This is a genomic window from Erythrobacter sp. NE805, assembly GCF_046452355.1.
In the GTDB taxonomy this organism is placed as follows: Bacteria; Pseudomonadota; Alphaproteobacteria; order Sphingomonadales; family Sphingomonadaceae; genus Erythrobacter.
In genome coordinates this window covers 199655-221186 of sequence record NZ_JBKFDI010000003.1, presented here as the reverse complement: position 1 = coordinate 221186, position 21532 = coordinate 199655, and the positions used below count along the sequence as shown (strand labels likewise).

Annotated in this window: 24 protein-coding genes; 12 read left to right on the top strand and 12 right to left on the bottom strand. The window is 70.8% G+C overall.

Annotated elements, in window-relative coordinates:
• Positions 1 to 18 precede the first annotated feature (18 nt).
• Together ACLBKU_RS12515 and ACLBKU_RS12510 are read left to right on the top strand one after the other, a co-directional pair.
• Positions 19 to 567: a (2Fe-2S)-binding protein gene (locus ACLBKU_RS12515; RefSeq protein ID WP_410179893.1), complete on the top strand. Its 549-nt coding sequence runs from the start codon at positions 19 to 21 to the stop codon at positions 565 to 567.
• A gap of 1 nt (position 568) precedes the next feature.
• Complete coding sequence (locus ACLBKU_RS12510) at positions 569 to 913, top strand: arsenate reductase family protein (protein ID WP_410179892.1); 345 nt, start codon at positions 569 to 571, stop codon at positions 911 to 913.
• Positions 914 to 1028: 115 nt separating this feature from the next.
• On the opposite strand, the gene ACLBKU_RS12505 is transcribed toward ACLBKU_RS12510, so the two are convergent.
• Entirely contained in the window at positions 1029 to 2390 is a 1362-nt protein-coding gene (locus tag ACLBKU_RS12505; RefSeq protein ID WP_410179891.1) for an MFS transporter, read from the bottom strand.
• A 21-nt stretch (positions 2391 to 2411) separates the two neighbouring features.
• Positions 2412 to 3218 (bottom strand): hypothetical protein, encoded by an 807-nt coding sequence (locus ACLBKU_RS12500; protein ID WP_410179890.1) that lies wholly within the window; start codon positions 3216 to 3218, stop codon positions 2412 to 2414.
• 70 nt (positions 3219 to 3288) lie between these two features.
• On the opposite strand from ACLBKU_RS12500, the gene lipB reads away from it, so the two are divergent.
• Together lipB and ACLBKU_RS12490 are read left to right on the top strand one after the other, a co-directional pair.
• Positions 3289 to 3978, top strand: a complete 690-nt coding sequence (gene lipB, locus ACLBKU_RS12495; protein ID WP_410179889.1) for a lipoyl(octanoyl) transferase LipB — start codon at positions 3289 to 3291, stop codon at positions 3976 to 3978.
• The gene (locus tag ACLBKU_RS12490; RefSeq protein ID WP_410179888.1) at positions 3975 to 4286 is read left to right on the top strand and encodes a hypothetical protein; all 312 of its coding nucleotides are present in this window, start codon (positions 3975 to 3977) and stop codon (positions 4284 to 4286) included. The genes lipB and ACLBKU_RS12490 overlap by 4 nt, the downstream gene beginning before the upstream one ends.
• 108 nt (positions 4287 to 4394) lie before the next feature.
• Here the strand turns inward: ACLBKU_RS12490 and ACLBKU_RS12485 are convergent, their stop codons facing one another.
• A complete protein-coding gene (locus ACLBKU_RS12485) occupies positions 4395 to 5507 on the bottom strand; it encodes an alkene reductase (protein ID WP_410179887.1) in 1113 nt (370 codons plus the stop codon).
• 68 nt (positions 5508 to 5575) lie between these two features.
• On the opposite strand from ACLBKU_RS12485, the gene ACLBKU_RS12480 reads away from it, so the two are divergent.
• Positions 5576 to 6475, top strand: coding sequence for a DMT family transporter (locus ACLBKU_RS12480; protein ID WP_410179886.1), 900 nt, complete (start codon positions 5576 to 5578; stop codon positions 6473 to 6475).
• Here ACLBKU_RS12480 and ACLBKU_RS12475 read toward each other — a convergent pair.
• From ACLBKU_RS12475 to ACLBKU_RS12455, 5 genes are all read right to left on the bottom strand, one after another.
• Positions 6472 to 6885 (bottom strand): hypothetical protein, encoded by a 414-nt coding sequence (locus ACLBKU_RS12475; RefSeq protein ID WP_410179885.1) that lies wholly within the window; start codon positions 6883 to 6885, stop codon positions 6472 to 6474. The genes ACLBKU_RS12480 and ACLBKU_RS12475 overlap by 4 nt on opposite strands.
• Entirely contained in the window at positions 6882 to 7109 is a 228-nt protein-coding gene (locus ACLBKU_RS12470) for a DUF4160 domain-containing protein (RefSeq protein WP_410179884.1), read from the bottom strand. The genes ACLBKU_RS12475 and ACLBKU_RS12470 overlap by 4 nt, the downstream gene beginning before the upstream one ends.
• Positions 7110 to 7162: 53 nt before the next feature.
• Complete coding sequence (nadA, locus tag ACLBKU_RS12465; protein ID WP_410179883.1) at positions 7163 to 8164, bottom strand: quinolinate synthase NadA; 1002 nt, start codon at positions 8162 to 8164, stop codon at positions 7163 to 7165.
• Positions 8165 to 8238: 74 nt separating this feature from the next.
• Positions 8239 to 9015: a hypothetical protein gene (locus ACLBKU_RS12460; protein WP_410179882.1), complete on the bottom strand. Its 777-nt coding sequence runs from the start codon at positions 9013 to 9015 to the stop codon at positions 8239 to 8241.
• A gap of 65 nt (positions 9016 to 9080) precedes the next feature.
• A complete protein-coding gene (locus ACLBKU_RS12455; protein WP_410179881.1) occupies positions 9081 to 9959 on the bottom strand; it encodes an MBL fold metallo-hydrolase in 879 nt (292 codons plus the stop codon).
• A 152-nt stretch (positions 9960 to 10111) separates the two neighbouring features.
• Here ACLBKU_RS12455 and glpK point away from each other — a divergent pair, with 152 nt between their 5' ends.
• Positions 10112 to 11584, top strand: a complete 1473-nt coding sequence (glpK, locus tag ACLBKU_RS12450; protein ID WP_410179880.1) for a glycerol kinase GlpK — start codon at positions 10112 to 10114, stop codon at positions 11582 to 11584.
• Positions 11585 to 11733: 149 nt separating this feature from the next.
• Here glpK and ACLBKU_RS12445 read toward each other — a convergent pair whose 3' ends face one another.
• Positions 11734 to 12195, bottom strand: a complete 462-nt coding sequence (locus tag ACLBKU_RS12445) for a DUF1465 family protein (RefSeq protein ID WP_410179879.1) — start codon at positions 12193 to 12195, stop codon at positions 11734 to 11736.
• 240 nt (positions 12196 to 12435) lie between these two features.
• Entirely contained in the window at positions 12436 to 12645 is a 210-nt protein-coding gene (locus ACLBKU_RS12440; protein ID WP_410179878.1) for a YdcH family protein, read from the bottom strand.
• A gap of 278 nt (positions 12646 to 12923) precedes the next feature.
• On the opposite strand from ACLBKU_RS12440, the gene ACLBKU_RS12435 reads away from it, so the two are divergent.
• From ACLBKU_RS12435 to tilS, 5 genes are all read left to right on the top strand, one after another.
• Positions 12924 to 13091, top strand: coding sequence for a YdcH family protein (locus ACLBKU_RS12435; RefSeq protein WP_410179877.1), 168 nt, complete (start codon positions 12924 to 12926; stop codon positions 13089 to 13091).
• A gap of 94 nt (positions 13092 to 13185) precedes the next feature.
• Positions 13186 to 15456: a phosphoenolpyruvate--protein phosphotransferase gene (gene ptsP / locus ACLBKU_RS12430; protein ID WP_410179876.1), complete on the top strand. Its 2271-nt coding sequence runs from the start codon at positions 13186 to 13188 to the stop codon at positions 15454 to 15456.
• 155 nt (positions 15457 to 15611) lie between these two features.
• Complete coding sequence (locus ACLBKU_RS12425) at positions 15612 to 16562, top strand: helix-turn-helix domain-containing protein (RefSeq protein WP_410179875.1); 951 nt, start codon at positions 15612 to 15614, stop codon at positions 16560 to 16562.
• Positions 16563 to 16693: 131 nt separating this feature from the next.
• Complete coding sequence (locus ACLBKU_RS12420; protein ID WP_410179874.1) at positions 16694 to 17746, top strand: tetratricopeptide repeat protein; 1053 nt, start codon at positions 16694 to 16696, stop codon at positions 17744 to 17746.
• A gap of 5 nt (positions 17747 to 17751) precedes the next feature.
• Positions 17752 to 18729: a tRNA lysidine(34) synthetase TilS gene (gene tilS, locus ACLBKU_RS12415; RefSeq protein WP_410179873.1), complete on the top strand. Its 978-nt coding sequence runs from the start codon at positions 17752 to 17754 to the stop codon at positions 18727 to 18729.
• A gap of 111 nt (positions 18730 to 18840) precedes the next feature.
• Here tilS and ACLBKU_RS12410 read toward each other — a convergent pair whose 3' ends face one another.
• Complete coding sequence (locus ACLBKU_RS12410) at positions 18841 to 19704, bottom strand: L,D-transpeptidase family protein (protein WP_410179872.1); 864 nt, start codon at positions 19702 to 19704, stop codon at positions 18841 to 18843.
• An 84-nt stretch (positions 19705 to 19788) separates the two neighbouring features.
• On the bottom strand, positions 19789 to 21165 hold the full coding sequence (gene rimO, locus ACLBKU_RS12405) for a 30S ribosomal protein S12 methylthiotransferase RimO (protein ID WP_410179871.1): 1377 nt from the start codon (positions 21163 to 21165) through the stop codon (positions 19789 to 19791).
• A gap of 78 nt (positions 21166 to 21243) precedes the next feature.
• On the opposite strand from rimO, the gene ACLBKU_RS12400 reads away from it, so the two are divergent.
• Positions 21244 to 21483 carry a DUF6356 family protein gene (locus ACLBKU_RS12400; protein ID WP_410179870.1) on the top strand — a complete coding sequence of 80 codons (240 nt, stop codon included), beginning with the start codon at positions 21244 to 21246 and terminating at the stop codon, positions 21481 to 21483.
• Positions 21484 to 21532: the final 49 nt, after the last annotated feature.

Below are 21532 nucleotides of genomic sequence, written 5' to 3'. Positions count from 1 at the left end.
ACCTGAGAAGGCCGCCCGATGTCGCGCATGACCGTCAACGAGCGGCCGGTCCAGTTCGACCTCGATCCGCGCACGCCGCTGCTCTACGCGCTGCGCGAGGCGATGAACCTCACCGGCACCAAGGCGTGCGGGGGCGGGCAGGACTGCTCGGGTGCGTGCATGGTGCTGGTCGACGGGGTGGCGCTGAGGTCCTGCGCGATCACGCTCGCCGAGGCCGAGGGGCGGCTCATCACCACCATCGAGGGCCTCTCGCGCGATCGTTCGCACCCGGTGCAGCAGGCGATGGTGGCGCAGCAGGCGATCCAGTGCGGATACTGCACGCCGGGCATCGTCATGTCGGCCGCCGCGCTGCTCCAGCGCAACCCCGCCCCGACCCGCGCCGACATCGAGGCGGGCGTGCCCAACATCTGCCGCTGCGGGGTCTATCCGCGGCTCGTCAAGGCGATCGAGCAGGCCGGTCGCGTCGCCCAGCGGCAGGAGCGGATCAGCGCCGCGCCCGCGCCCGGGATCAGCCCCGAGGACGCCGCCAAGGCGGTCCCGGCGCTGCGGGTGCCCGAGGAGGAATGAGATGAAGGCGACGATCTGGCACAACCCGGCCTGCGGCACCTCGAGGAAGACGCTGGCGATCCTCGAGAACCTCAGCCGCGTCGAGGTGACGGTCATCGAATATCTGAAGGACCCGCCGAGTGCGGAGAAGCTCGCCCAGCTCTACCGCGATGCCGGGATCACCCCGCAACAGGGCCTGCGCCTGCGCGGCACCGACGCGGCGGAACGCGGGCTCCCCGAGGCGGAGGATGCGACGGTGCTCGCGGCGATGGTGGCGGACCCGATCCTCATCGAGCGCCCGCTGGTCGAGACGGAGAAGGGCGTGAGGCTCTGCCGCCCGCAGGATACCGTTCTGGAAATCCTCTGAAGATGGCGATGCTCGGTCGCGCAGCGACCGCGAGCGCACGCGCGCGAGCCGCAGGCGATCAGGCCCGCAGGGCCTCAGACTCGCCGAGGACGGGGGCGCGGATGCGCCCCCGCAATCAGGACCGCGTCAGCTCCCGATCCGCCTGCAACCTCAGCCAGCCGTGCACCAGCACGATCAGGCACAGCGCGACGATGAGGCCGAAGCCGAGGTAATCCGAATGGCCGTAGAGCCACACGCCGAGCGCGGGCGCGTAGATGTAGCTCGCGCCCGCCAATGACGCGACGATGCCCGAGGCCTGCCCCTGCTCGGCGCGGGTCACGGCGAGCGAGGTGCCCGCGGTCGTCCCCGGGCGGAACAGGCCGAAGCCCAGCGAGGCGATCGCATAGCCGAGCGCGATGAGGTGGAGGTCGCCCGCGACGGCGAGGATCATCGTGCCGATTGCCGCCGCGGTGATCCCCCACAGCGTCGCGGCGCGCGGGCCGAGGTCGAAGCGCGGGATCAGGCCCCACTGCGCGAGCAGGGTCGCGATCGCGCCGCTCATCAGCACGATGCCGATCGGGCCCGCCCCGGCGTCGGGCGTGGCGCGCAGGCCCAGCCGGTCGAGCACGAGGAAGCCCGCGATCCCCTGCACCATCGCCTGCGCATGGCCGCCGACCAGCCCGGCGAAGACCCAGGGCCGAAGGCGCGGGTCGCGCCAGGTGAGGCGTGGCGGCTCGCCTGCCGCCTCGCTCTCGGTCGCCTCGGCCTCCGGATCGGCGGGCGCGCCCGAGGCGCTTGCATAGGGCGCAGGGCTGCCGCGCGCGGCGAATTGCGGGATGTCGTCGGGCAGTCGCAGCCGCAGCAGCACCAGCGCGACGAGCCCGATCGCCGCGAAGCACAGGAACGGCCCCGTCAGCCCGAGCCCGAGGAAGGGCACCACCATCAGCGGGGCGAGCGCCGGGCCGATCACCGTGCCGAGGCCGAAGCTCGAGGCGATCAGCGAGAGCGCCTGGGTGCGCTGCGCCCGCGGCGTCCGCGAGGCGACATAGGCCTGCACCGCCGGGGGCGCGGCGCTGCCGAAGCCGCCGTAGAGGCTGCGCGCGGCAGCGAACAGCGCGAGCGTCCAGAAGGCGGTCATCCAGCCGGCGAGCCCGGCCCACAGCGCCGCGCCGCACAGCACGAAGCTGGTGATGAAGCCGGAGAGCCCCAGCGCCATCATCGCCTTCCTCCCGCGCTGGTCCGAGCGCCGCGCCCAGAACGGCGCGCACACGACCCACAGCAGCGCCGACCACGAATAGGCAAGGCTGATCCACACGTCCGCGACCTTCAGCGCCGTCCCGATCGAGGGCATCACCGACTGCATCGCGGTGTTGCCCGCCGCGGTCACCAGCATCACCATGAACAAGAGCGCCATGCGCGAGGGCGGGATCGCGCTCGCGGTCGCGGCCTCGGCGGCGGGTGTTCCCGGCGGGGTCAGGACGGGCTCGGTGTCGGCCATGGGCGCGCGGGGCCTCGTTCCTCAGCCGAACAGGTCCGCTTCCGCCTCGGGCAGCGGCTCGGAAAGCTGGCGGTAGATCGCCGCGGTCAGCGCGAAGGAGACGGTGTAGAAGATCGTCAGCAGCACGCCGAAGAAGGCCGCGCTGCCGATCAGCGCGACCTGCTCGGGGAGCGCCGAGAGGATCAGCCCGACGATCAGCATGACGATGAGGCCGATCACGCCCGAGAGCAGCACCAGCGCCGTGAAGAACACGAACAGGCGGAAGGAATTGCCCTTGGTGAGCCCCCACGACTTGCGCATCGCGGTCACCGGGTTGCCGATCCGCCCGAGCACGATCACCGCGGTCACGAGCGAGAACTTGATGGTGAGGTAGAGCGTCACCGGCAGGGCGACGAGGCTCGCGGCGGGCAGCGCGCCGGTGACGAGCGAGGGGAGCTGGGTGACGATCCCGATCAGCGCCTGCGCGCCGATCGCCGGCAGGGCGAGCCGCGGGATTCGCCCGAGCGCCTCGCGCACGGTCGGGCGGCGCGGGTCGGCGAGCAGCGCGAGGATCGCGATCCCTCCGGCGATCTGGCCGATCACCGTCAGCAGCAGCCCCCACCAGTTGGCGAGGAGGAAGGCGTTGATCTGCGCGGCGAGCTTCTCGGGGTCGGGCTCGCCCCCGCCGCTCCCGAAATCCATGCCGCTGGTGAACAGCGCGTAGATCAGCACGAACATCGGCAGGAACAGGAACAGCCCGGCGAGCACGCCGACGAGGTCGCGGTTGGCCCCGACCATGCCGGTCGCCTGGGTCCAGGCCTGCCCCATGTCGAGCTTGCGGTGTGCCATCGGCGATCCCTCCCGTGAGGCTGCGCATTAGCCTCTTGATCTCGGCGCTCAATGCCCCCACCGCTGGCGCATGGCAAGCACTGCTCCCGCCCCGCGCGGCGCACTCCCCATCGAATGGCGACGCGAGGTCGCGCAGGTGCCCTATGCTGTGGCTCTGGCCGAGATGGAGGCGCGCAATTCCGCCGTCCACGCGGGCGAGGCGGCCGAGCTCGTCTGGCTGCTCGAGCACCCCCCGGTCTACACCGCCGGCACCAGCGCCGACCCGGCCGAGCTCGTCGATCCGCGCTTCGAGGTGGTCGAGGCCGGGCGCGGCGGGCGCTACACCTATCACGGCCCCGGCCAGCGGGTCGGCTATCTGGTGCTCAACCTCGCCGAAAGGGGCAAGGACGTGCGCTGCTTCGTTCACGCGATCGAGGGCTGGGTGATCGCCACACTCGCGCGCTTCGGCGTGGAGAGCTGGCGCGCCGAGGGCCGCGTCGGCATCTGGACCCGCGACGTGGACGGCAGCGAGGCCAAGATCGGCGCGATCGGCGTGCGGGTGCGGCGCTGGGTGACGATGCACGGCTTCTCGGTCAACCTCGACCCCGACCTCAGCCACTTCGGCGGGATCGTCCCCTGCGGCATCGCCGAATACGGGGTGACGAGCCTCGCGCAGCTGGGGTTGAAGGTTTCCAATGACGAATGGGACGAGGCGCTGATCGCCTGCGCGCCGGATTTCCTTGACGCCTTGGACGCGGCGGCGAAAAGGGCGTGCCGATGAAGCGGATCGCCGTCCTTGCCCCTGCCCTCCTCCTCGCCGCCTGCGGCGAGCAGGCGAGCGCGCCGGCGGAGCAGGGCGGGGAGGCCTCGGGCGAAATCCTTCAGGGTTCGGTCAGCGACGCGATGATCCCGCTCGACCAGCTGACCTCGGAGGCCCCGCTCGCGCCGCGGCAGGTCGATCCGGCGGCGTCGGACAACCTCGACGCCGAGCAGCCGGTCGTCGACCCGGCGCTGGGGCCCGAGGGCGTGCCGGCGAGCGAGGGCGCCGCCCCGCAGCCGGCCGTCCCGGTCGCTGCGCCGACCGGGTAGCATTCAGCTCGTCATCCCAGCGCAAGCTGGGATCCAAGGCCGCAAGCGCTGTCTTCGAGGCCCTGGGCCCCAGCTTTCGCCGGGGTGACGAGGCGGGTGAGCGGATCCTTACTCCGCCGCTTCGGCCTGTTCCTCGGCGAGCGTCGGGTAGTCGACATAGCCCTCCGGAATCGGGAAGTACCAGCTCTTCGGCACGTCCTTGTTGGGGTTCCAGTGCGCTCCGGCCGCGATGCGCTTCTCGAGGTCGGGGTTGGAGATATAGGGCCGCCCGAAGCTCACCGCGTCGCACTTGCCGCTCTCCACATCCGCCGCGGCCTCCTCGGCGGTGTAGTCCGAATTGAGGATCAGCGCGCCCGAGTAGAGCTGGCGGATCAGCGGGCTCTGCTTGGGGACGTCGGTGCGCCCGAAAGTGCCCTCCGGCCCCGGCTCGCGCAGTTCGACGAAGGCGAGGCCGAGTTCCTCGCAGACCTTCGCCGCCGCGCCGAAGGTGGCGGGCGGATTGCTGTCATCGGTCCCCTGCGAATCGCCATTGGGCGAGAGGCGGATGCCCACGCGGTCCGCGCCCCACACGTCGATCAGCGCCTCGAGTACCTCGCGCATGAAGCGGGTGCGGTTCTCCGGCGAGCCGCCATATCCATCGGTGCGCAGGTTGGTCCCGTCGCGCAGGAACTGGTCGACGAGGTAGCCATTGGCGCCGTGGAGCTGCACCCCGTCGAAGCCCGCCGCCTTGGCGTTCTCGGCGGCGCGGCGGTAGTCGCCGATGGTGCGCTTGATGTCCTCGAGGGTCATCTCCCGCGCGGTCGCATATTCCTGCTTGCCGATCGGCGTGTGCGCCTCGCCCGGGGCCTTGGTGGCAGAGGCCGAGAAGGGCGGCTCGCCGTCCAGGAACCAGGGGTGGACGATGCGGCCCATGTGCCAGAGCTGCATGACGATGAGGCCGCCTTCCTCGTGCACCGCCTTGGTGGTGGCCTTCCACGCCTCGGTCTGCTCGTCGCTCCAGATGCCCGGTGCCGAGGGCCAGCCGAGGCCCTCGCGGCTGATCCCGGTCGCTTCGGTCAGGATCATCCCCGCGCCCGCACGCTGGCGGTAGTAGAGCGCCATCAGCTCGTTGGGGACGAACATCGGCTCCGCCGCGCGCCCGCGGGTGAGCGGGGCCATGTGGATGCGGTTCTTGGGCTTGAGTGCGCCCATCTGGAGCGGCTGGAACAACACGTCGTGCATCGGGGAAAACCTCCTTCGGCTGTGTCTTTTGGTTAGGCACTAGGGGGCAGGCTGGCTAGGGCGCAACCATGGAAAAAGAGGGTGCCCTGCAAGCAGAAGTTGTTCGCGAGAACACGCGCCCGGCGCAGTGGCTGCTGCTGCTCGCGCTGTTCGGCGGCAATGTCGCGCTCGCGATCGGGCCGTGGTTCGTGCGGATCGCAGACACCGGGCCGGTCGCGGCCGGGTTCTGGCGGATGTTCCTGGCGCTGCCCTTCATGGTGGTGCTGGCGCGGGCGAACCGCCAGAAGCTGACCGGCATGGGGGCGCGAACGCTCGGACTGGTGGCGCTGGGCGCGGTGACCTTCGCATTGGACCTTGCGAGCTGGCACATCGGGATCGGCATGACCCGGCTCGGCAACGCGACCCTGTTCGGCAATGCCGGCTCGATCGTGCTGCTGTTCTGGGGCTTCATCGTCCACCGCGTCATGCCCGGGCGGCTCGAGGTGCTGGCGATCATCTTTGCACTCGCGGGCGCGGCGATCCTGATGGGGCGCAGCCTCGAGATTTCGCACGAGACGCTGGTTGGCGACCTGTTCAGCGTGGCAGCGGGGCTGCTTTACGCGGTCTATCTGCTCACCTTGCAGGGCGCGCGGGAAAAATTCGGATCGTGGAGCCTGCTCGTCTGGGTGAGCATCTTCGGCGCCCCGGTGCTGCTCGGGATCGCGCTCCTGCTCGGCGAGCCGGTGTGGCCGCAGGCGTGGGGGCCGGTGGTCGGACTGTTCGTGCTGAGCCAGCTCGTCGGGCAGGGTCTGATGGTCTTCGCCCTCAGATACTTCCCCCCGCTGGTGGTGGGCCTCGCCCTGCTGACCCAGCCCGCGGTCGCCTCGCTCTACGGCTGGCTGGCGTTCGGCGAGGTGCTCTCGGAGCTGGATATCGTGGGGATGGTGCTGGTGGGCGCCGCGCTGGCGGTGAGCAGGGCCAAGGCTTAGGCGGCCTCGGCCTTGATCGCGCTCCAGCCCCTGCAGGCCAGTAGGATCGCCTTGGGAACGGGCTGCGAGCCGTTGGAGTAATTGGCGACAGTCCGCCGGGAAATCCCGAGCTCCTCGCCGGCGCGGGTGAGCGACAGGCCGTGCTTCATTCGCCATTCGAGAAAGGCGCGAGCGTCCGGACGGCCGATCGCCGTCAAGGTCTCGAGCCACAGCCGGTCCGCCCCCGCCTCGCTCCCGTCCGGCCAGACCAGCGCGTGTCCCCAGTCGCCGATCTCCGGGTCGCCCGCCGCGGGATCGACACCCGGCGGCACGGCGATCTCAGCGGCGGTCCCGTCGGACCAGAGCAGCGCGAGCTGCGCATTGCCGCGGGCCTCTACCGACCTAATTGTCCGCATCCAATCGGTGTTCATGGATTGAGCTCCTCCCACTTGGCGCGCAGTTCCGCCTGATGGACCAGCGCCCAGTCGAGCGCGGTGACCTTGACCGGGCGCGGCACCGTGCCGACGATCACCTCCAGCGTGGCGATGGCGACCGAGGCGCGGAATCCGCGCCCCTCGATATGAAAATGCGGCACGCCGTGGTCACCCGCATAGACCGAAATCTTCCAGTTCGGCCCGCGGTGCATGGTGACCATGGGGGCATGAATAGTGCAATGAGTGCACTAGGTCAAGATTTCAGCCCTTGGCCCTAGTCCCCGCTGAAATGCACCTTGCCCAAATCCCCCATCCCCACGGTCCCGCTCGCCATCTCGAGCATCCGGTCGAGGCTGCGCTTCGCCTTCACGCGGATGCCTTCCTCGATCTCGATCTGCGGGGAGAGGTCGCGCAGCGCCACGTAGAGCTTCTCCATCGTGTTCAGCGCCATGTAGGGGCAGATGTTGCACGAGCAGTTCCCGTCCGCGCCGGGCGCGCCGATGAAGGTCTTTTCGGGCAGGGCCTTCTGCATCTGGTGGATGATGTGCGGCTCGGTGGCGACGATCAGGGTGTCGCCGGGGAAGGTCTTGGCGAAGGACAGGATCCCGCTCGTCGAGCCGACGTAATCGGCGTGGTCGATGATCGTCGGCGGGCATTCCGGGTGCGCGGCGATCGGCGCGCCGGGGTATTGCTCCTTGAGCTTGAGGAGCTCGGTCTCGGAGAAGGCCTCGTGGACGATGCATACGCCCGGCCACAGCAGCATCTCGCGGTTGAACTTGCGCGCGAGGTAGCCGCCGAGGTGCCGGTCGGGGCCGAAGATGATCTTCTGCTCCGGGGGGATTTGCGCAAGGATCGTCTCGGCGCTGGAGCTCGTCACGATCACGTCGGAGAGCGCCTTCACCTCGGTCGAGCAGTTGATGTAGGTCAGCGCGATGTGATCGGGGTGGGCTTCGCGGAAGGCACGGAATTTCTCGGGCGGGCAGCTGTCTTCCAGCGAGCAGCCGGCGTCCATGTCGGGGAGGATCACGGTCTTCTGCGGCGAGAGGATCTTGGCGGTGTCGGCCATGAACTTGACCCCGCAGAAGGCGATCACGTCGGCGTCGGTCGCGGCGGCCTTGCGCGACAGCTCGAGCGAATCCCCCACGAAGTCGGCGATGTCCTGGATGTCGGGCGTCTGGTAGTAATGCGCGAGGATCACCGCGTTCCGCTCGCGGCGGAGGCGGTCGATCTCGGCCAGCAGGTCGGCGCCGGTGGGATTGCGGGTCAGCAGGCTCATCGAACGGATCCCCTTCCATCAGGAGAGGCCGATATAGGGGCGGCGCCGCTATTTTCGAGCGAAAAGCGTGAGCCTCAGCCGCCGAAGCCCGGCGGCAGGAAGGGCGCCATCGGCCGCGCCGCCCCCGGCGTTCCGGCGACGAGCCATTCGGTGAAGGCATAGCCGACGGGCGAATAGGCGATCGCCATCGAGGCCGCGAAGACCCCCACATTGATCCCCATGCCCCACCAATAGGCCGGGTGCACGCGGCCATTCCTGCGCCAGTCGGCGAAGATCCCGATCAGCGGGAAGATCCACGTTACCGCGATCGAGATCGGCCATGCATAGGGGATCAGGAAAGGCGCGGGCAGGATGCGCCCGAGGCCGGGGCCGGTGAGGATGCTCATCGCCACCAGCATCAGCCGCCGGTGCCAGCCCTGATGCCGCCGCACCCGCAAGGCCCACAGGGCAAGTCCGCCGAAGCAATAGAGCCCCATCGCGTTGCTGATCACGAATTCGTTGACCGCAAAGAAGAACGGGCCCCCGCGCGCCTGGGCGGAATGGACCATCACCGCTGTCCCCGTGACCATCATCACCGGGACGACGACATAAGCTGCGCGGCCCAACTGGCGGTGCAGCGCGACGTTCCCGCTCGCGATGCTGATCGCCTGCGCCGCATAGAGCCCGAGCCACGACATGAAGATGATGCCGTGGGCGTGGACCACCGCCGGCTCGGCAAAGCTCGACCGGCCGAGCGCGAGATTGAGCAGGAAGCCCGAAACGGTCGCGGCGCACATGACCAGCGCCATGATCATGAAGAAGCGCGTGTCGCCCTTGGGCGCGGCGCGCGGCGGTGCTGCTACGGTAGCCATGTGTGATCCCCCAAAAGCCCTCTGGGCAGTGGACCACGGATCGGGGCGCTGTGCAAGCGGCTGCACTAGACCGGCTGCCACACCCCCGCATCCTCGCGCGCCATCCCGCGCTTTTCGAGATCGAGGAGGTGCGCGGTCACGCTCATCTCGGCCGCCGGGATCAGGCGTTCGTCGAGGCCCTTGTACATCTCGGGAATGAACCCGCCGACCGGCCGCGCCGCCTCGCCGAGCAGCCGCAGGATCTGGTTCTCGCGCTGGCGGCGGTGGCCGATCATGCCGCGCACCAGCTGCCTGGGCTTGTCGATCGCCGGGCCGTGGGCCGAGTGATAGACCCGGTCCTCGCGCGCCATCAGCTTCTCGAGGCTCGCCATGTAGTCGCCCATGTCGCCGTCGGGCGGGATGACGACGCTCGTCGACCAGCCCATCACGTGATCGCCGGTGAAGAGAGCGCCGCTCTCCTCGAGCGCGAAGCACAGGTGGTTCGAGGTGTGCCCCGGCGTCGCCACGGCGGTGAGCGTCCAGCCGGTGCCGCGCATCCCCTCGCCGTCGAGGAGCACGCGGTCGGGGGCATAGGTCGGGTCGAAGGCCTCGTCCGAGCGCGGCCCGTCGACCGCCAGCACCAAGGGCGCGCAGCCGACGATGGGCGCCCCCGTCGCGGCGGCGAGCGGGGCTGCGGCGGGGGAGTGGTCGCGGTGGGTGTGGGTGCACATGATCGCGAGGATCCTGCGGTTGCCCACCGCGGCGAGGATCGCGGCGAGGTGCTCGGGCTCGGCGGGGCCGGGGTCGATGACCGCGCAGTCCGGCCCGTCCGCGGCGCCCACCACATAGGTCTGGGTGCCGGTGAAGGTGTAGGGCGAGGGATTGGGCGCGAGGACGCGGCGGACGAGCGGCTCGAGGTCCTCGGCAAGGCCGGTCGGCCAGGGTTTCTCGGGGATGGTGACCATGCGCCCCATTTGGGCCTGTCGCGGGCAGACAGCAAGTGACTTGCCCACCCCTAACCCCTCCCGCTTGCGGGAGGGGCTGGGGGTGGGCCTGCGCGACATCTCGACTTCCCGCGCGCGCTCCGGCTAGGAAGCGGCAAACGGGAGAGCGATCCATGTCCGACTACATCCTCGTCCTCGACGAGGGCACCACCTCGACCCGCGCGATGCTGTTCGCCTCGGACGGGGTGCTGGTCGCGAGCGCGCAGGCGCCGCTTACCCAGCATTACCCGCAGTCCGGCTGGGTCGAGCACGATCCGCGCGAGATCTGGGAGAAGACCCTCGCCTGTGCGCAGGAGATCGTCCCCAAGGCGGGCGGGGCGGCGAGCATCGCGTGTATCGGCATCACCAATCAGCGCGAGACCGTGATCGCCTGGGACAAGGCGACCGGCGAGCCGCTCACCCACGCGATCGTCTGGCAGGACCGCCGCACCGAGCCTTTTTGCGCCGAGCTTCGCGCGGCAGGCCACGAGGCGGCGGTGCAGGAACGCACCGGGCTGCTGCTCGATCCCTATTTCTCGGGCACGAAGATGCGCTGGATGCTGGGCAACGTGCCCGCGGTGAAGGCGGCGGCCGACGCGGGCAGCCTCGCCTTCGGGACGGTCGAGAGCTGGCTGGTGTACAAGCTCACCGGCGGCGCGGCGCATATCTCGGATGCGAGCAACGCCAGCCGCACGCTGCTGATGGGGCTCGAGGACGCGCAGTTCAACCACGAGCTCTGCGCCCTCATCGGCGTGCCCATCGAAGCGCTACCCGGCGTGGTCGACACCTGCGGGCCGCTCGCCGCGACCGATCCCGCGCTGTTTGGGCGGGCGATCCCGATCACCGGGCTCGCGGGCGACCAGCAGGCGGCGACCATCGGGCAGGCCTGCCTCGCCCCCGGGCAGACCAAGGCGACCTACGGCACCGGCGCCTTCGTGCTGACCTGTCAGGGCAGCCGCATTCCGCGTTCTCGTAACCGCCTGCTCGGCACAGTGCTGACCCAGTGCGACGGGCAGCGCACCTATGCGATCGAGGGCTCGGTGTTCGTCGCGGGGAGCCTCGTCCAGTGGCTGCGGGACTCGCTCGGGATCGTCGAGGTCGCCGCGGAGACCGAGGCACTGGCGCGCTCGATCCCCGACAGCGGCGGCGTGGTGATCGTCCCCGCGCTCGCCGGGCTGGGGGCGCCGCACTGGCGGGCCGAGGCAAGGGGGGTGATCGCGGGCCTCTCCTTCGCGAGCGGCAAGGCCGAGCTCGCGCGCGCGGCCCTAGAGGCGATGGCGCACCAGACCCACGACTTGTGCGCGGCCTTCGCTGCCGACGGCGCGCCTTGGGAGACCTTGCGGATCGACGGCGGGATGGCGGCCAACGACTGGATGGCGCAGGACCTCGCCGACATTCTGGGCGTGATCGTCGAGCGCCCCGGCTTCGTCGAGACGACCGCGCTGGGTGCGGCGATGCTCGCGGCGGCGGGGGCGGGGCTCTACCCCGACCTGGCGAGCGCCGCCCAGGCGATGCGCGGGCGGCTCCACCGCTTCGAACCCGCGATGGACGGCGGCGTGCGCGAGGCGCGGCTGGCAGCGTGGCGGAAAGCGCTGGCGGCGGCGTGAGGGTGCCGCCAGACGCTCGCAGACCCCTGCCAACCCCGCCTTAGACCCCGTCTAGTCTGCTCCAGACCCCCGCCGGACCCCGCTCAACAGCGATGTTTCACGTGGAAGCGAAGCTCTGCGAAGCAGAAACACGCGGTCCCGGAGTTCGCTCAGGCCATGCGGCCGAAAGCCCGTCCGATCTGGTCCTGGAAAGCCCGCACCGGCGAACGCGCCTCGATCTGCTGGCGCCACGCCTCGTCGAGGCGGGCGATGCGGCGGTGGAGGCGCTCGGTGTCGGCGATGAGCTCGCGGGTCTCGGGCTCGAGGAGGGCGAGCTGGCTCTCGTCGGCGGCGCGGTCGGGGGGGAGGGCACCGTGGAGGCGCACCTGGTTCTCGGACAATTCGCCTGAGAAAAGAGCGCGTTGGTTGAGCAGCCAGGCGAGCACGTGCATCATCCGCGTGGTGGTCTTGAGCCCCTCGGTCGACAGCGCGAGGCGCACGAAGGCGTCCTCCCCGGTGACCGGCTCGCGCACCCCGGCGGCGAACACCGCGCGCACATCGTCGGCCAGCACGAGGGCTTCGGTGTAGAGCGCCTCGATGATCGGGCGCGACAGGTTGGGGGTGCGATCCATGAGGGCGGCAGGATACGCCGCCCCGCGTGGGCTTGCCATATGGAGATGGTTACTTTCCCGGTAATTTTCACATCCGTCCCTGCCGGGAACAGAATGGCGGTGCCGTTAACCACGAGCCACTTTCGGCGGCGCAGACCGCCCGCCCGCCTCCCCACCCGGCCACCATAGCTTGATGGTATCGTTGGTGGCCGGGTGGGGAGGCGGGGCGGGCGGTCTGCGCCGCGCGTCAGCGCGATCGCATCAAGCAATGATATCCGGCAGCAGCGTGTCCTCGATGATCGCGATCTGGTCCTTGAGACGCAGCTTGCGCTTCTTGAGGCGCGCGATCTGGAGCATGTCGGCCGACGCGCTGCCGCGCGCCGCCTCGGTGAGCGCGGTGATCGCCGCGTCGAGGTCGCGGTGCTCGGTCTTGAGCAATTCGAGCCTTTTGCGCAGCTCCTGCTCGGTCATGTCGGCCCCTGGTTCCTCTGCTCGCGCGCATCGCCGCTCCCGCGCCAATGCACGCCCCCGCTACCCGTTCCCGCGGCGATTTGTAAGATGGCTCGGCACACAATCCGCAAGGGCGCGGCCACCATTCCCCGCAGGCCCGCAACAGGGCATCCGTTAAGGATGCATTGGCACTTTCAAAGCCAGTCTCGCTGTGGTTTCAATGAAACCTGCGGCTCGGCCGCGACTGTCCGAGTCGCCTTCCCGGGGGCAGCCCCCCGCTCTGGCAGGAGAATGCAGCAATGGCATCGACCGCAGTGTCTTCGCACCTCGACGCACTTCAGACCAAGCACGCCGGCCTCGAGGCCCGCTTGCGCGAGGAAATGGCCCGCCCCGTGCCCGACACCGCCACGATCCAGTCGCTCAAGAAGCAGAAGCTGCGCCTCAAGGAGGAAATCGCGGGCTTCTGACGCCCCGGGCAGCGCGGCGCGGCCGCGGCCGGCGCGCATATCGGCACATGGCCCTTTTGCATTTGCCGCGCGGACCGCATAAGTCCGTGACGACATGACCGCCGCCGCCGCCGCCCGCCAGATCCTCACCCGCCTCACCGAGGTGATGGCCTCGCGCCTGCACGCGCAGGGCAAGCTCGACCAGGTCGTCGAGATCATCGGTGAATGCCTGTCGAGCGAGGTCTGCTCGATCTACCTGCTGCGCGAGGGCATGCTCGAGCTGTTCGCCACCCGCGGTTTGAACCAGAGCGCGGTGCACGTCACCCGCATGGCGATCGGCGAGGGGCTGACCGGGCAGATCGCGAAGAAGGTCGAGACCTTGAACCTCGCCGAGGCCAAGGCGCACCCGGACTTCCAGTACCGCCCCGAGACGGGCGAGGAGAAGTTCCATTCCTTCGCCGGGGTGCCGATCGTCTACCGCGAGCGCGCGGTCGGCGTGCTGTGCGTCCAGCATGTCGAGCCGCGCCGCTACGAGGAGATCGAGATCGAGGCGCTCCAGACCACCGCGATGGTGCTCTCCGAGCTGATCGCCAATGCCGAGCTGATCGACGAGGAGGAGGCGCTCGGCCTCACCGCCGAGATGAGCGGGCCGCAGACGCTCTCCGGCCTCACGCTGGTGAAGGGGCTGGGGGCGGGCTACGCGGTCTATCACCAGCCGCGGGTCGAGATCACGCAGGTCATGGCGCAGGACATCGAGGCCGAGCGCCAGCGCGTCTACCGCGCCTTCGACAAGATGCGCGAGCAGATCGACAGCCTCGCCAGCCAGGCCGAGTTCGGCGTGGGCGGCGAGCACGAGGAGGTGCTCGAGACCTACAAGATGTTCGCCTACGACGAGGGTTGGTCGCGGCGCATCAACGAGGCGATCGACGCCGGCCTCACCGCCGAGGCCGCGATCGAGCGCGTGCAGCAGCACACCAGGATGCGGATGCGCGAGATCGACGATCCGCTGCTCGCCGACCGGATGCACGATCTCGAGGACCTCGCGAACCGGCTGCTGCGGATCGTCGCCGGGCAGGTCGGCACCGCGGCCTCGCAGGGCCTCAGGCGCGACACGATCCTGATCGCGCGCAACCTCGGCCCTGCCGAGCTGCTCGAATACGACAAGCGGCGGCTGAAGGGCGTGATCCTCGAGGAGGGCTCGCTCACCGCCCACGTGGTGATCGTCGCACGGGCGATGAACGTGCCCGTCATCGGGCGGACCAAGGGCGTGCGGACCACGATCCGCGAGGGCGACGAGATCCTGCTCGATGCGGGCGCCGGAAGCGCGATCGTCCGCCCGCTGCCGCAGGCCGCCGACGCCTTCCAGGCGCGCTTCGCCAGGAGCCGCGAGAAGCAGGCGGCCTATGCTTCGCTCCGCGACGTCGAGCCCTTCACCCGATGCGGGACGCGCATCCAGGTGATGATGAACGCAGGCCTGAGGGACGACATGGCCGCGCTCGCGATGACCGGGGCGGACGGCGTCGGGCTGTTCCGCACCGAGTTCCAGTTCCTCGTCTCGGCGACCTTGCCGCAGCGCGAGCGCCAGACGAAGCTCTACCGCGACGTGCTCGACGCGGCGGGCGACAAGCCGGTGATCTTCCGCACCGTCGACATCGGCGGCGACAAGTCGGTGCCCTACCTCGCCTCCGAGATCGCCGCGCAGGACGAGAACCCGGCGATGGGCTGGCGCGCGCTCAGGCTCGCGCTCGAACGCGAGGGGCTGATGAAGATCCAGGCGCGCGCGCTGCTCGAGGCGGCGGCGGGGCGATCGCTCTATGTCATGTTCCCGATGGTCTCCGAGCCGTGGGAGTTCGACGCCGCCAAGCAGGTCTTCGACGAGCAGCTCGCCTTCCTGAAGGCGCAGAAGAAGCTGCTGCCCGAGAAGGTCCATTTCGGCGCGATGCTCGAGGTGCCCGCGCTCGCCGAGGTGCTCGACATGCTGCTGCCGCGCCTCAGCTTCCTGTCGATCGGGACCAATGACCTCACGCAGTTCCTGTTCGCCGCCGACCGCGCCAACCCCAAGCTCGCCGAGCGCTACGACTGGCTCTCGCCGTCGATCCTCAGGTTCCTGCGCCGCGTGATGCAGTCGAGCATCGGCAGCGGGGTCGATATCGGCGTGTGCGGCGAGATGGGCGGGCGCAGGCTCGAGGCGCTGGCGCTGCTCGGCATCGGCTATCGCCGTCTCTCGATCACGCCGGCCGCGGTCGGCCCGATCAAGGAGCTGGTGCGCAAGGTCGACCTCGCCGAGCTCACCGCGGCGATGAACAACTGGCTGACAGCCCCGCAGAAATCGCTGCGCGAGGTGCTCGCCGCCTGGGCCTGCGCGCGCGACATCGAATGCGATTGAGCCGCGCGGTGCGGAGAGACGTGCGCGCGCTGCGGTAGTGTGCTAAAGGCCGGGTTGACAGGACAGGCCCCGGCGGGCGAGTCCCGGCGCTCGACAAACCCCACCACTCACTCATGCGAAAGCCTCGGCAAGAAGGCGCGGAAACCCGGGTCATCATGGATAGCGAAACCCCCACCAGCGCGGATGCCGCGCAAGACGCGCCCGTTGCCGGCCCCAGCGAACGGCTGCGCGCCGCGCGCGAGGCGCTGCATCTCGACCTGCCGCACATCGCCGCCGACACCCGCATCCCGTTGCGCCACCTGCAGGCGATCGAGGACGGGCAGTTCGAGGCGCTGCCCTCGCGCACCTATGCGATCGGCTTTGCGCGCACCTATGCCAAGGCGGTCGGGCTCGACCCGGCTCAGATCACCGATCTGGTGCGCGCCGAGCTCGCCGACGGGTCGACGCGGCGCACCGTGCCGGCCTCGGCGATGGAGCCGGGCGACCCGGCGCGCCTGCCCTCCTCGGGCCTCGCCTGGGCGGCGGCGGCGGCGGTGCTGATCCTCGCGATCGGCGCCTTCGCCTTCTACCGCACCCATTTCGGCGCCGGAGCCGAGCCGGGCTCGCTGCTCCCCCCCGAGCCGACCGCGAGCGCCGCCGCACCCGTCGCCGCCGCGCCCGCACCGGCGCCGAGCGGCCCGGTGGTGCTGACCGCGACCGAGGACGGCATCTGGGTGCGGCTCTACGAGGAAGGCGGCGAGCGGTTGGCCGAGCGCACGCTCCGCCAGGGCGAGACGCTCGAGGTGCCCCCCGCCGCGCGCGATCCGCGAATCAACACCGGCCGGCCCGATGCGCTCGCGGTGACGATCGGCGGGCAGCCGGTGGCGAAGCTCTCCGAGCGGCCCGAGACGATCACCGGCCTGCCGGTCTCGGCCGCGGCGCTGCTGGCGCGCGGCACCCCGGCCGCGACGAGCGCGACCCCGGTCGCCGCCGAGACCGTGCCCACGCGCCGCCGCGTGCCGCGCCGCCCGGCGATGCAGGGCGCGGTGGAAAGCGCCGAGCCTGCCGCGACCGAGCCTGCGCCTGCCGCCCCGGCGGGCGAGCCGCGCGCCCCGGGCACCCGCTAGACGCCTTTTTCCCGGTGATGAAGCCGCCTCCCGCTCTCGACTTGGCGAGCAGGCGCGGGCAGGGATTCGGTTAACGTTCAGGTGACGCGCGTCACAAGGGCGCGGCCATGCACCAGGGAGCCCGACCAGCCATGACCACCCCCCTGAAGACCCTGACCGCGCGCCTCGCGGGCGCCGCGCTGATCGGTGCGAGCGCGGCGAGCCTCGTCGCGGTGGCGCCCCCCGCCGCCGCGCAGGCCGACAGCGCCGCCGAGGCGCGCCTCAAGAAGATCGAGGCCGAGGTCCGCGCCTTGCAGCGCAAGGTCTTCCCCGGCGGCGACGGCAAGTTCTTCGAGCCGCAGATCGGCGCCCCCGCGCAGGGCCCGGCGACCGCCGCCGCTCCCACGACCGTGGCCCCTGCGGCGACCGCGGTGACCGACATCCTCGTGCGGCTCGACGCGCTCGAACAGCAATTGCAGGCGCTCACCGCGCGTTCGGAGGAGCAGGCGAACAGCCTCGCCCAGCTCGAGCGCCGGCTGGTCGCGCTCGAGACCGCGGCCAACGCGCCGGTGGTGACCGCTGGCCCTGAGACGGCGGCGTCCGGCACCCAGCCCTCGATCCAGCCGGTCGCGACGCTCCCCACCGCCCCGGTGCAGGGCCCGCCCGCCACCACCGCGCCCCCGCGCCCGCCGGTGCAGCAGGCCGCCGCCGCGCCCGTCCAGCAGCGCCCCGCGCCCACGCCCGCCCCGACCACGCCTGCCCCGAGCGCCACCCGCCTTGCCGCGGTGCAGGCGATTGCCAAGCCGCAGACCGCCGACGTCGGCGACGACGAATATTCCTACGGCTTCCGCCTCTGGAACGCCGGGTTCTTCCCCGAGGCGCGCCAGCAGCTCACCAGGTATGTCGAGAAATACCCGACCCACGCCAAGATCAGCTACGGGCGCAACCTGCTGGGCCGCGCCTTCCTCGACGACAACATGCCCGAGGACGCGGCGCGCTGGTTCCTGAGGAACTACCAGGCCAACAAGGCCGGCGAGCGCGCGCCCGACAGCCTGCTCTACCTCGGCGCCGCGATGATCGCGATGAAGGACACCAAGCGCGCCTGCATCGCGCTCGCCGAATTTTCCGATACCTATCCGCTGGTCGCTGCCGGTCGGCTCGCGAGCGAGTTCCAGGCGACCCGCGCCAAGGTGAAGTGCAGCTAGCGGGCGTGCCCGCGCGTTTCGCCGCCGACCTCGCGCGGCTCTGGCCCGAGGACGAGCGCGAGGGCGCCCTCGGCCTCGCGGTCTCGGGCGGGCCGGACAGCCTCGCGCTGCTGCTGATTGCCCACGCGGCGCTCCCCGGGCGGATCGCGGTCGCGAGCATCGACCACGGCTTGCGCCCCGAGGCGGCGGGCGAGGTCGCGCTGGTCGAGCGGATCGCGGGCGAGCGGGGCATCCCCTTCGCCCCGCTCGCGGTCCGCCTCGCCCCCGGCAACGTGCAGGCCGAGGCGCGCGCCGCGCGCTATGCCGCGCTGGCGCGCTGGGCGGGGGACGCGGGGCTCGGCGCGCTCGCCACCGCGCACCATGCCGACGACCAGGCCGAGACGCTGCTGATGCGGCTCAACCGCGGGAGCGGGCTCGCAGGCCTCGCGGGGGTGCGCGCGCGCGCGACCATCGAGGGCAGCGCGGTGCCGCTGCTGCGCCCGCTGCTCGGCTGGCGCAAGGCCGAGCTTGCCGCAGTGGTCGCCGCCGCGGGAATCGTGCCCGCCGAGGACCCCTCCAACGCCGACCCCGCCTTCGACCGCGCCCGCCTGCGCGCCCGCCTCGCCGCGGCCGACTGGCTCGACCCGGTCCGGATCGCCGCCAGCGCCGCGCACCTCGCCGAAGCCTGGCAGGCGCTCGAATGGTATGCCGAGCTCGACTGGCACGAGATGGTGATGCGCGACGAGGAGGCGCCCGGCTTCGCCTATTGCGCCAACGTGCCCCGGATCGTCGCGATCGAGACGATCCTCAGGATCATCCGCGAACTCGGCGGCCACGCCACCCGCGCCGAGGCCGCGCGAGCGTGGGACCGGCTGTGGGCGGGCGAGAACGCCTCATTGGGCGGCGTGCTCGCGGTGCCGGGGGTGGAAAGGATCGAGAAGGTCGGCGTGATGATGCGGGTGTGGCGGTTCAGGCCCGAGCCGGCGCGGGGGAGCGTCAACTAGGAACGGCCGTTCGTCCTGAGCCTGTCGAAGGGCTGTTCTTCCTTCTCGCCCGCAGCGCCGAAGAAAGTGCAGTCCTTCGACAGGCTCAGGACGAGCGGGGTCCTTTTTGCTTTAGAGAACCTTGTCCCCGATGCCGATCATCTTCCCGCGGGTGATGATCACCTTGTCCCCGCGCTTGGCCGCCGCGAAGAGCTTCGCCGCGAATTCGTCGGGCACGCCGATGCAGCCGTGGCTCGCGTAGCCGTTCATCACCGGCGAGCCGTGGATCGCGATCCCATCCCAGGTCAGCCGCAGCGTCCAGGGCATCGGCGCGTTGAAGTATTTCTCGGAGACGTTGTCGCGCTCCTTGGTGAGAATCGGGAAGGTGCCGAGCGGGGTGGGGTGTTCCTGCGTGCCGACGAGGACCACCGCGGTGCCGATCTCGTGCCCGTCGCGGAAGGCGCTGATGACGCGCGCGGCGAGGTCGACGGTGATGACCAGCTGGCCTTGGCCGGGCGCGGCGCTTTCGTCCCAGAACCAGTCGCCGTAGCGGATCGTGCCCCCGATCGGCAGGATCGACTTGACCACGAAGGGCTCCTGCCGGGTGCGGGCGATGGCGGTCGGCGCCGAGGCGGGGGCGGGAGCCTTCACCGCGGGCGGAAGCGGCTGGACGACCTCGCGCGGGATCATCCGCACCGCGGGCCCGCGCGGGGCAGGGGCGACTTCGAGCTCGGCTGCGGCTGCGGCTGCGGCTGCGGGCCGGACCTCGGGCTGCGCCGCGGCGACGGGCGGCAGGCCGGCATAGGTGCTGGCGGCCTCCTCCCGGCGCGCGGCGGCCGCGGCGGCATCTTCGTCGGGATCGACTTGCTCGAACGCCCCCGTCGCGCGCGCCGCGACCGCCTCGGCGGCCTCGCCGGCGCGGGCGCTCGAGGTCTGGGCGGAAGCGGCATATTGCAGCACCGCCACGGCGATCAGGAAGGCGAGGGCGCGGATCATGCGGAGGATTATGCCGCGTTAGCCGGATCGTTGCCAGCCGTTAACCATGTCGCGTCCCGGCGGGGGACGCGCGGGGGGCGGGGGTTAACGGGCGATCACCCCGAACAGGTCGTGCGCGTCGGCATCCTCGACGCGCACCTCGACGATGTCACCCGGCGCAAGGGTCCCGGGCACGTTCCTGAGGTACACCGCCCCGTCGATCTCGGGCGCATCGGCCTGCGAGCGGCCGGTGGCGCCGATGTCGCCATCCTCGTCCGCCTCGCCGACCTCGTCGATGATCACGGGAAGCGTGCGGCCGACCTTGGCGGCGAGCTTGGCGGCGCTGATCCGCTCGGTCACCTCCATGATCCGGGCGTAGCGCTCTTCCTTGACCGCTTCGGGCACAGGATCGGGCAGCGCGTTCGCGGCGGCGCCCTCGACCGGCTCGAAGCGGAAGGCGCCGACGCGGTCGAGCTGGGCTTCCTCGAGCCAGTCGAGGAGGTAGCGGAAATCGTCCTCGGTCTCGCCGGGGAAGCCGACCACGAAGGAGGAGCGGATCGCGATCTCGGGGCAGATCGCGCGCCACGACTTCAGCCGCTCGAGCACCTTCGCCTCGTTGGCCGGGCGGCGCATCAGCTTGAGGACCTTCGGCGCGGCGTGCTGGAAGGGGATGTCGAGATAGGGCGTCAGCAGCCCCTCGGCCATCAGCGGGATGACCTGGTCGACGTGGGGGTAAGGGTAGACGTAGTGGAGCCGCACCCACGGCGTCTGCCCCTCGGGCGTGCGCAGCTGGCCCAGTTCGCGCGCCATGTCGGTCATGTGCGCGCGCACCTCGCGGCCCTTCCACTGGCGGGCCTCGTGGCGGATATCGACCCCGTAGGCGCTGGTGTCTTGGCTGATGACGAGCAGTTCCTTCGTCCCCGCCGCGACCAGCTTCTCCGCCTCGCGCAGCACCGCGTCGATCCGCCGGCTGGCGAGCTTCCCGCGCAGCGCGGGGATGATGCAGAAGGCGCAGGAGTGGTTGCAGCCCTCGGAAATCTTGAGGTAGCTGTAGTGCCGGGGCGTCAGCTTGATGTCGGGCTGCGGGATGAGGTCGACGAAAGGCCCCTGGCTCGGCGGGGCGTGGGTGTGGACCGCCTCGACCACCTGCTCGTACTGGTGCGCGCCCGTCACCGCGAGCACCTGCGGGTGGACGGCGCGGATCGCCTCGGCCTCCTCGCCCATGCACCCCGTCACGATCACCCGCCCGTTCTCGGCGATCGCCTCGCCGATCGCGGCGAGGCTCTCCTCCTTGGCGGAATCGAGGAAGCCGCAGGTGTTGACCAGCACCACGTCGGCCCCCGCATAGTCCTCGGCGAAGGCATAGCCGTCGGCGCGCAGGCGGGTGAGGATGCGCTCGGAATCGACGAGCGCCTTGGGGCAGCCGAGGCTGACCATGCCGATCTTCTTCTGGTCGGGCAGGGTGGTGGGGGTCGAGGTCATGGCGGCGCGGCCCCTACACTGTGTGCGCCCCGTGCGCTAGGCTTGACCGCACCGCCTCCGAGCGGGCATTCCGTCGCCATGATCGCCAAGCTGTTCCTCGACCACCCGCGCGCCATCGGCGAGACCTATGCCGAGCACGCGCGCACCGCCATGAGCTTCGGGGCGCGCATGACGCTCGGCGGGCTTGCCTGCATGGTCCACGCGGCTATCCCCGGCCTGTTCGTCAGGACTGCGAGCCGCACCGTGGTGCAGCTCGACGCCGAGATGCGCGGCCGCGTGCCCGCGCCGGGCGAGGAAGAGTTCGCCTACGTCATCTGACGCGAGCGCCGACTACCCCTCGCGCCCCGCCCCTGCTAACAAAGCTCGG

What these genes read in the sequence shown, in the direction of transcription:
- ACLBKU_RS12475 (WP_410179885.1), bottom strand. Translation starts at nt 6,885, where the DNA reads ATGAACACCGATTGGATGCGGACAATTAGGTCGGTAGAGGCCCGCGGC.
- ACLBKU_RS12485 (WP_410179887.1), bottom strand. Translation starts at nt 5,507, where the DNA reads ATGCACGACGTGTTGTTCCAGCCGCTCCAGATGGGCGCACTCAAGCCC.
- ACLBKU_RS12480 (WP_410179886.1), top strand. Translation starts at nt 5,576, where the DNA reads ATGGAAAAAGAGGGTGCCCTGCAAGCAGAAGTTGTTCGCGAGAACACG.
- ACLBKU_RS12400 (WP_410179870.1), top strand. Translation starts at nt 21,244, where the DNA reads ATGATCGCCAAGCTGTTCCTCGACCACCCGCGCGCCATCGGCGAGACC.
- ACLBKU_RS12435 (WP_410179877.1), top strand. Translation starts at nt 12,924, where the DNA reads ATGGCATCGACCGCAGTGTCTTCGCACCTCGACGCACTTCAGACCAAG.
- ACLBKU_RS12420 (WP_410179874.1), top strand. Translation starts at nt 16,694, where the DNA reads ATGACCACCCCCCTGAAGACCCTGACCGCGCGCCTCGCGGGCGCCGCG.
- ACLBKU_RS12470 (WP_410179884.1), bottom strand. Translation starts at nt 7,109, where the DNA reads ATGGTCACCATGCACCGCGGGCCGAACTGGAAGATTTCGGTCTATGCG.
- ACLBKU_RS12460 (WP_410179882.1), bottom strand. Translation starts at nt 9,015, where the DNA reads ATGGCTACCGTAGCAGCACCGCCGCGCGCCGCGCCCAAGGGCGACACG.
- nadA (WP_410179883.1), bottom strand. Translation starts at nt 8,164, where the DNA reads ATGAGCCTGCTGACCCGCAATCCCACCGGCGCCGACCTGCTGGCCGAG.
- glpK (WP_410179880.1), top strand. Translation starts at nt 10,112, where the DNA reads ATGTCCGACTACATCCTCGTCCTCGACGAGGGCACCACCTCGACCCGC.
- lipB (WP_410179889.1), top strand. Translation starts at nt 3,289, where the DNA reads ATGGCAAGCACTGCTCCCGCCCCGCGCGGCGCACTCCCCATCGAATGG.
- ptsP (WP_410179876.1), top strand. Translation starts at nt 13,186, where the DNA reads ATGACCGCCGCCGCCGCCGCCCGCCAGATCCTCACCCGCCTCACCGAG.
- ACLBKU_RS12510 (WP_410179892.1), top strand. Translation starts at nt 569, where the DNA reads ATGAAGGCGACGATCTGGCACAACCCGGCCTGCGGCACCTCGAGGAAG.
- ACLBKU_RS12440 (WP_410179878.1), bottom strand. Translation starts at nt 12,645, where the DNA reads ATGACCGAGCAGGAGCTGCGCAAAAGGCTCGAATTGCTCAAGACCGAG.
- ACLBKU_RS12455 (WP_410179881.1), bottom strand. Translation starts at nt 9,959, where the DNA reads ATGGTCACCATCCCCGAGAAACCCTGGCCGACCGGCCTTGCCGAGGAC.
- ACLBKU_RS12425 (WP_410179875.1), top strand. Translation starts at nt 15,612, where the DNA reads ATGGATAGCGAAACCCCCACCAGCGCGGATGCCGCGCAAGACGCGCCC.
- ACLBKU_RS12445 (WP_410179879.1), bottom strand. Translation starts at nt 12,195, where the DNA reads ATGGATCGCACCCCCAACCTGTCGCGCCCGATCATCGAGGCGCTCTAC.
- ACLBKU_RS12490 (WP_410179888.1), top strand. Translation starts at nt 3,975, where the DNA reads ATGAAGCGGATCGCCGTCCTTGCCCCTGCCCTCCTCCTCGCCGCCTGC.
- rimO (WP_410179871.1), bottom strand. Translation starts at nt 21,165, where the DNA reads ATGACCTCGACCCCCACCACCCTGCCCGACCAGAAGAAGATCGGCATG.
- ACLBKU_RS12500 (WP_410179890.1), bottom strand. Translation starts at nt 3,218, where the DNA reads ATGGCACACCGCAAGCTCGACATGGGGCAGGCCTGGACCCAGGCGACC.
- ACLBKU_RS12410 (WP_410179872.1), bottom strand. Translation starts at nt 19,704, where the DNA reads ATGATCCGCGCCCTCGCCTTCCTGATCGCCGTGGCGGTGCTGCAATAT.
- ACLBKU_RS12505 (WP_410179891.1), bottom strand. Translation starts at nt 2,390, where the DNA reads ATGGCCGACACCGAGCCCGTCCTGACCCCGCCGGGAACACCCGCCGCC.
- ACLBKU_RS12515 (WP_410179893.1), top strand. Translation starts at nt 19, where the DNA reads ATGTCGCGCATGACCGTCAACGAGCGGCCGGTCCAGTTCGACCTCGAT.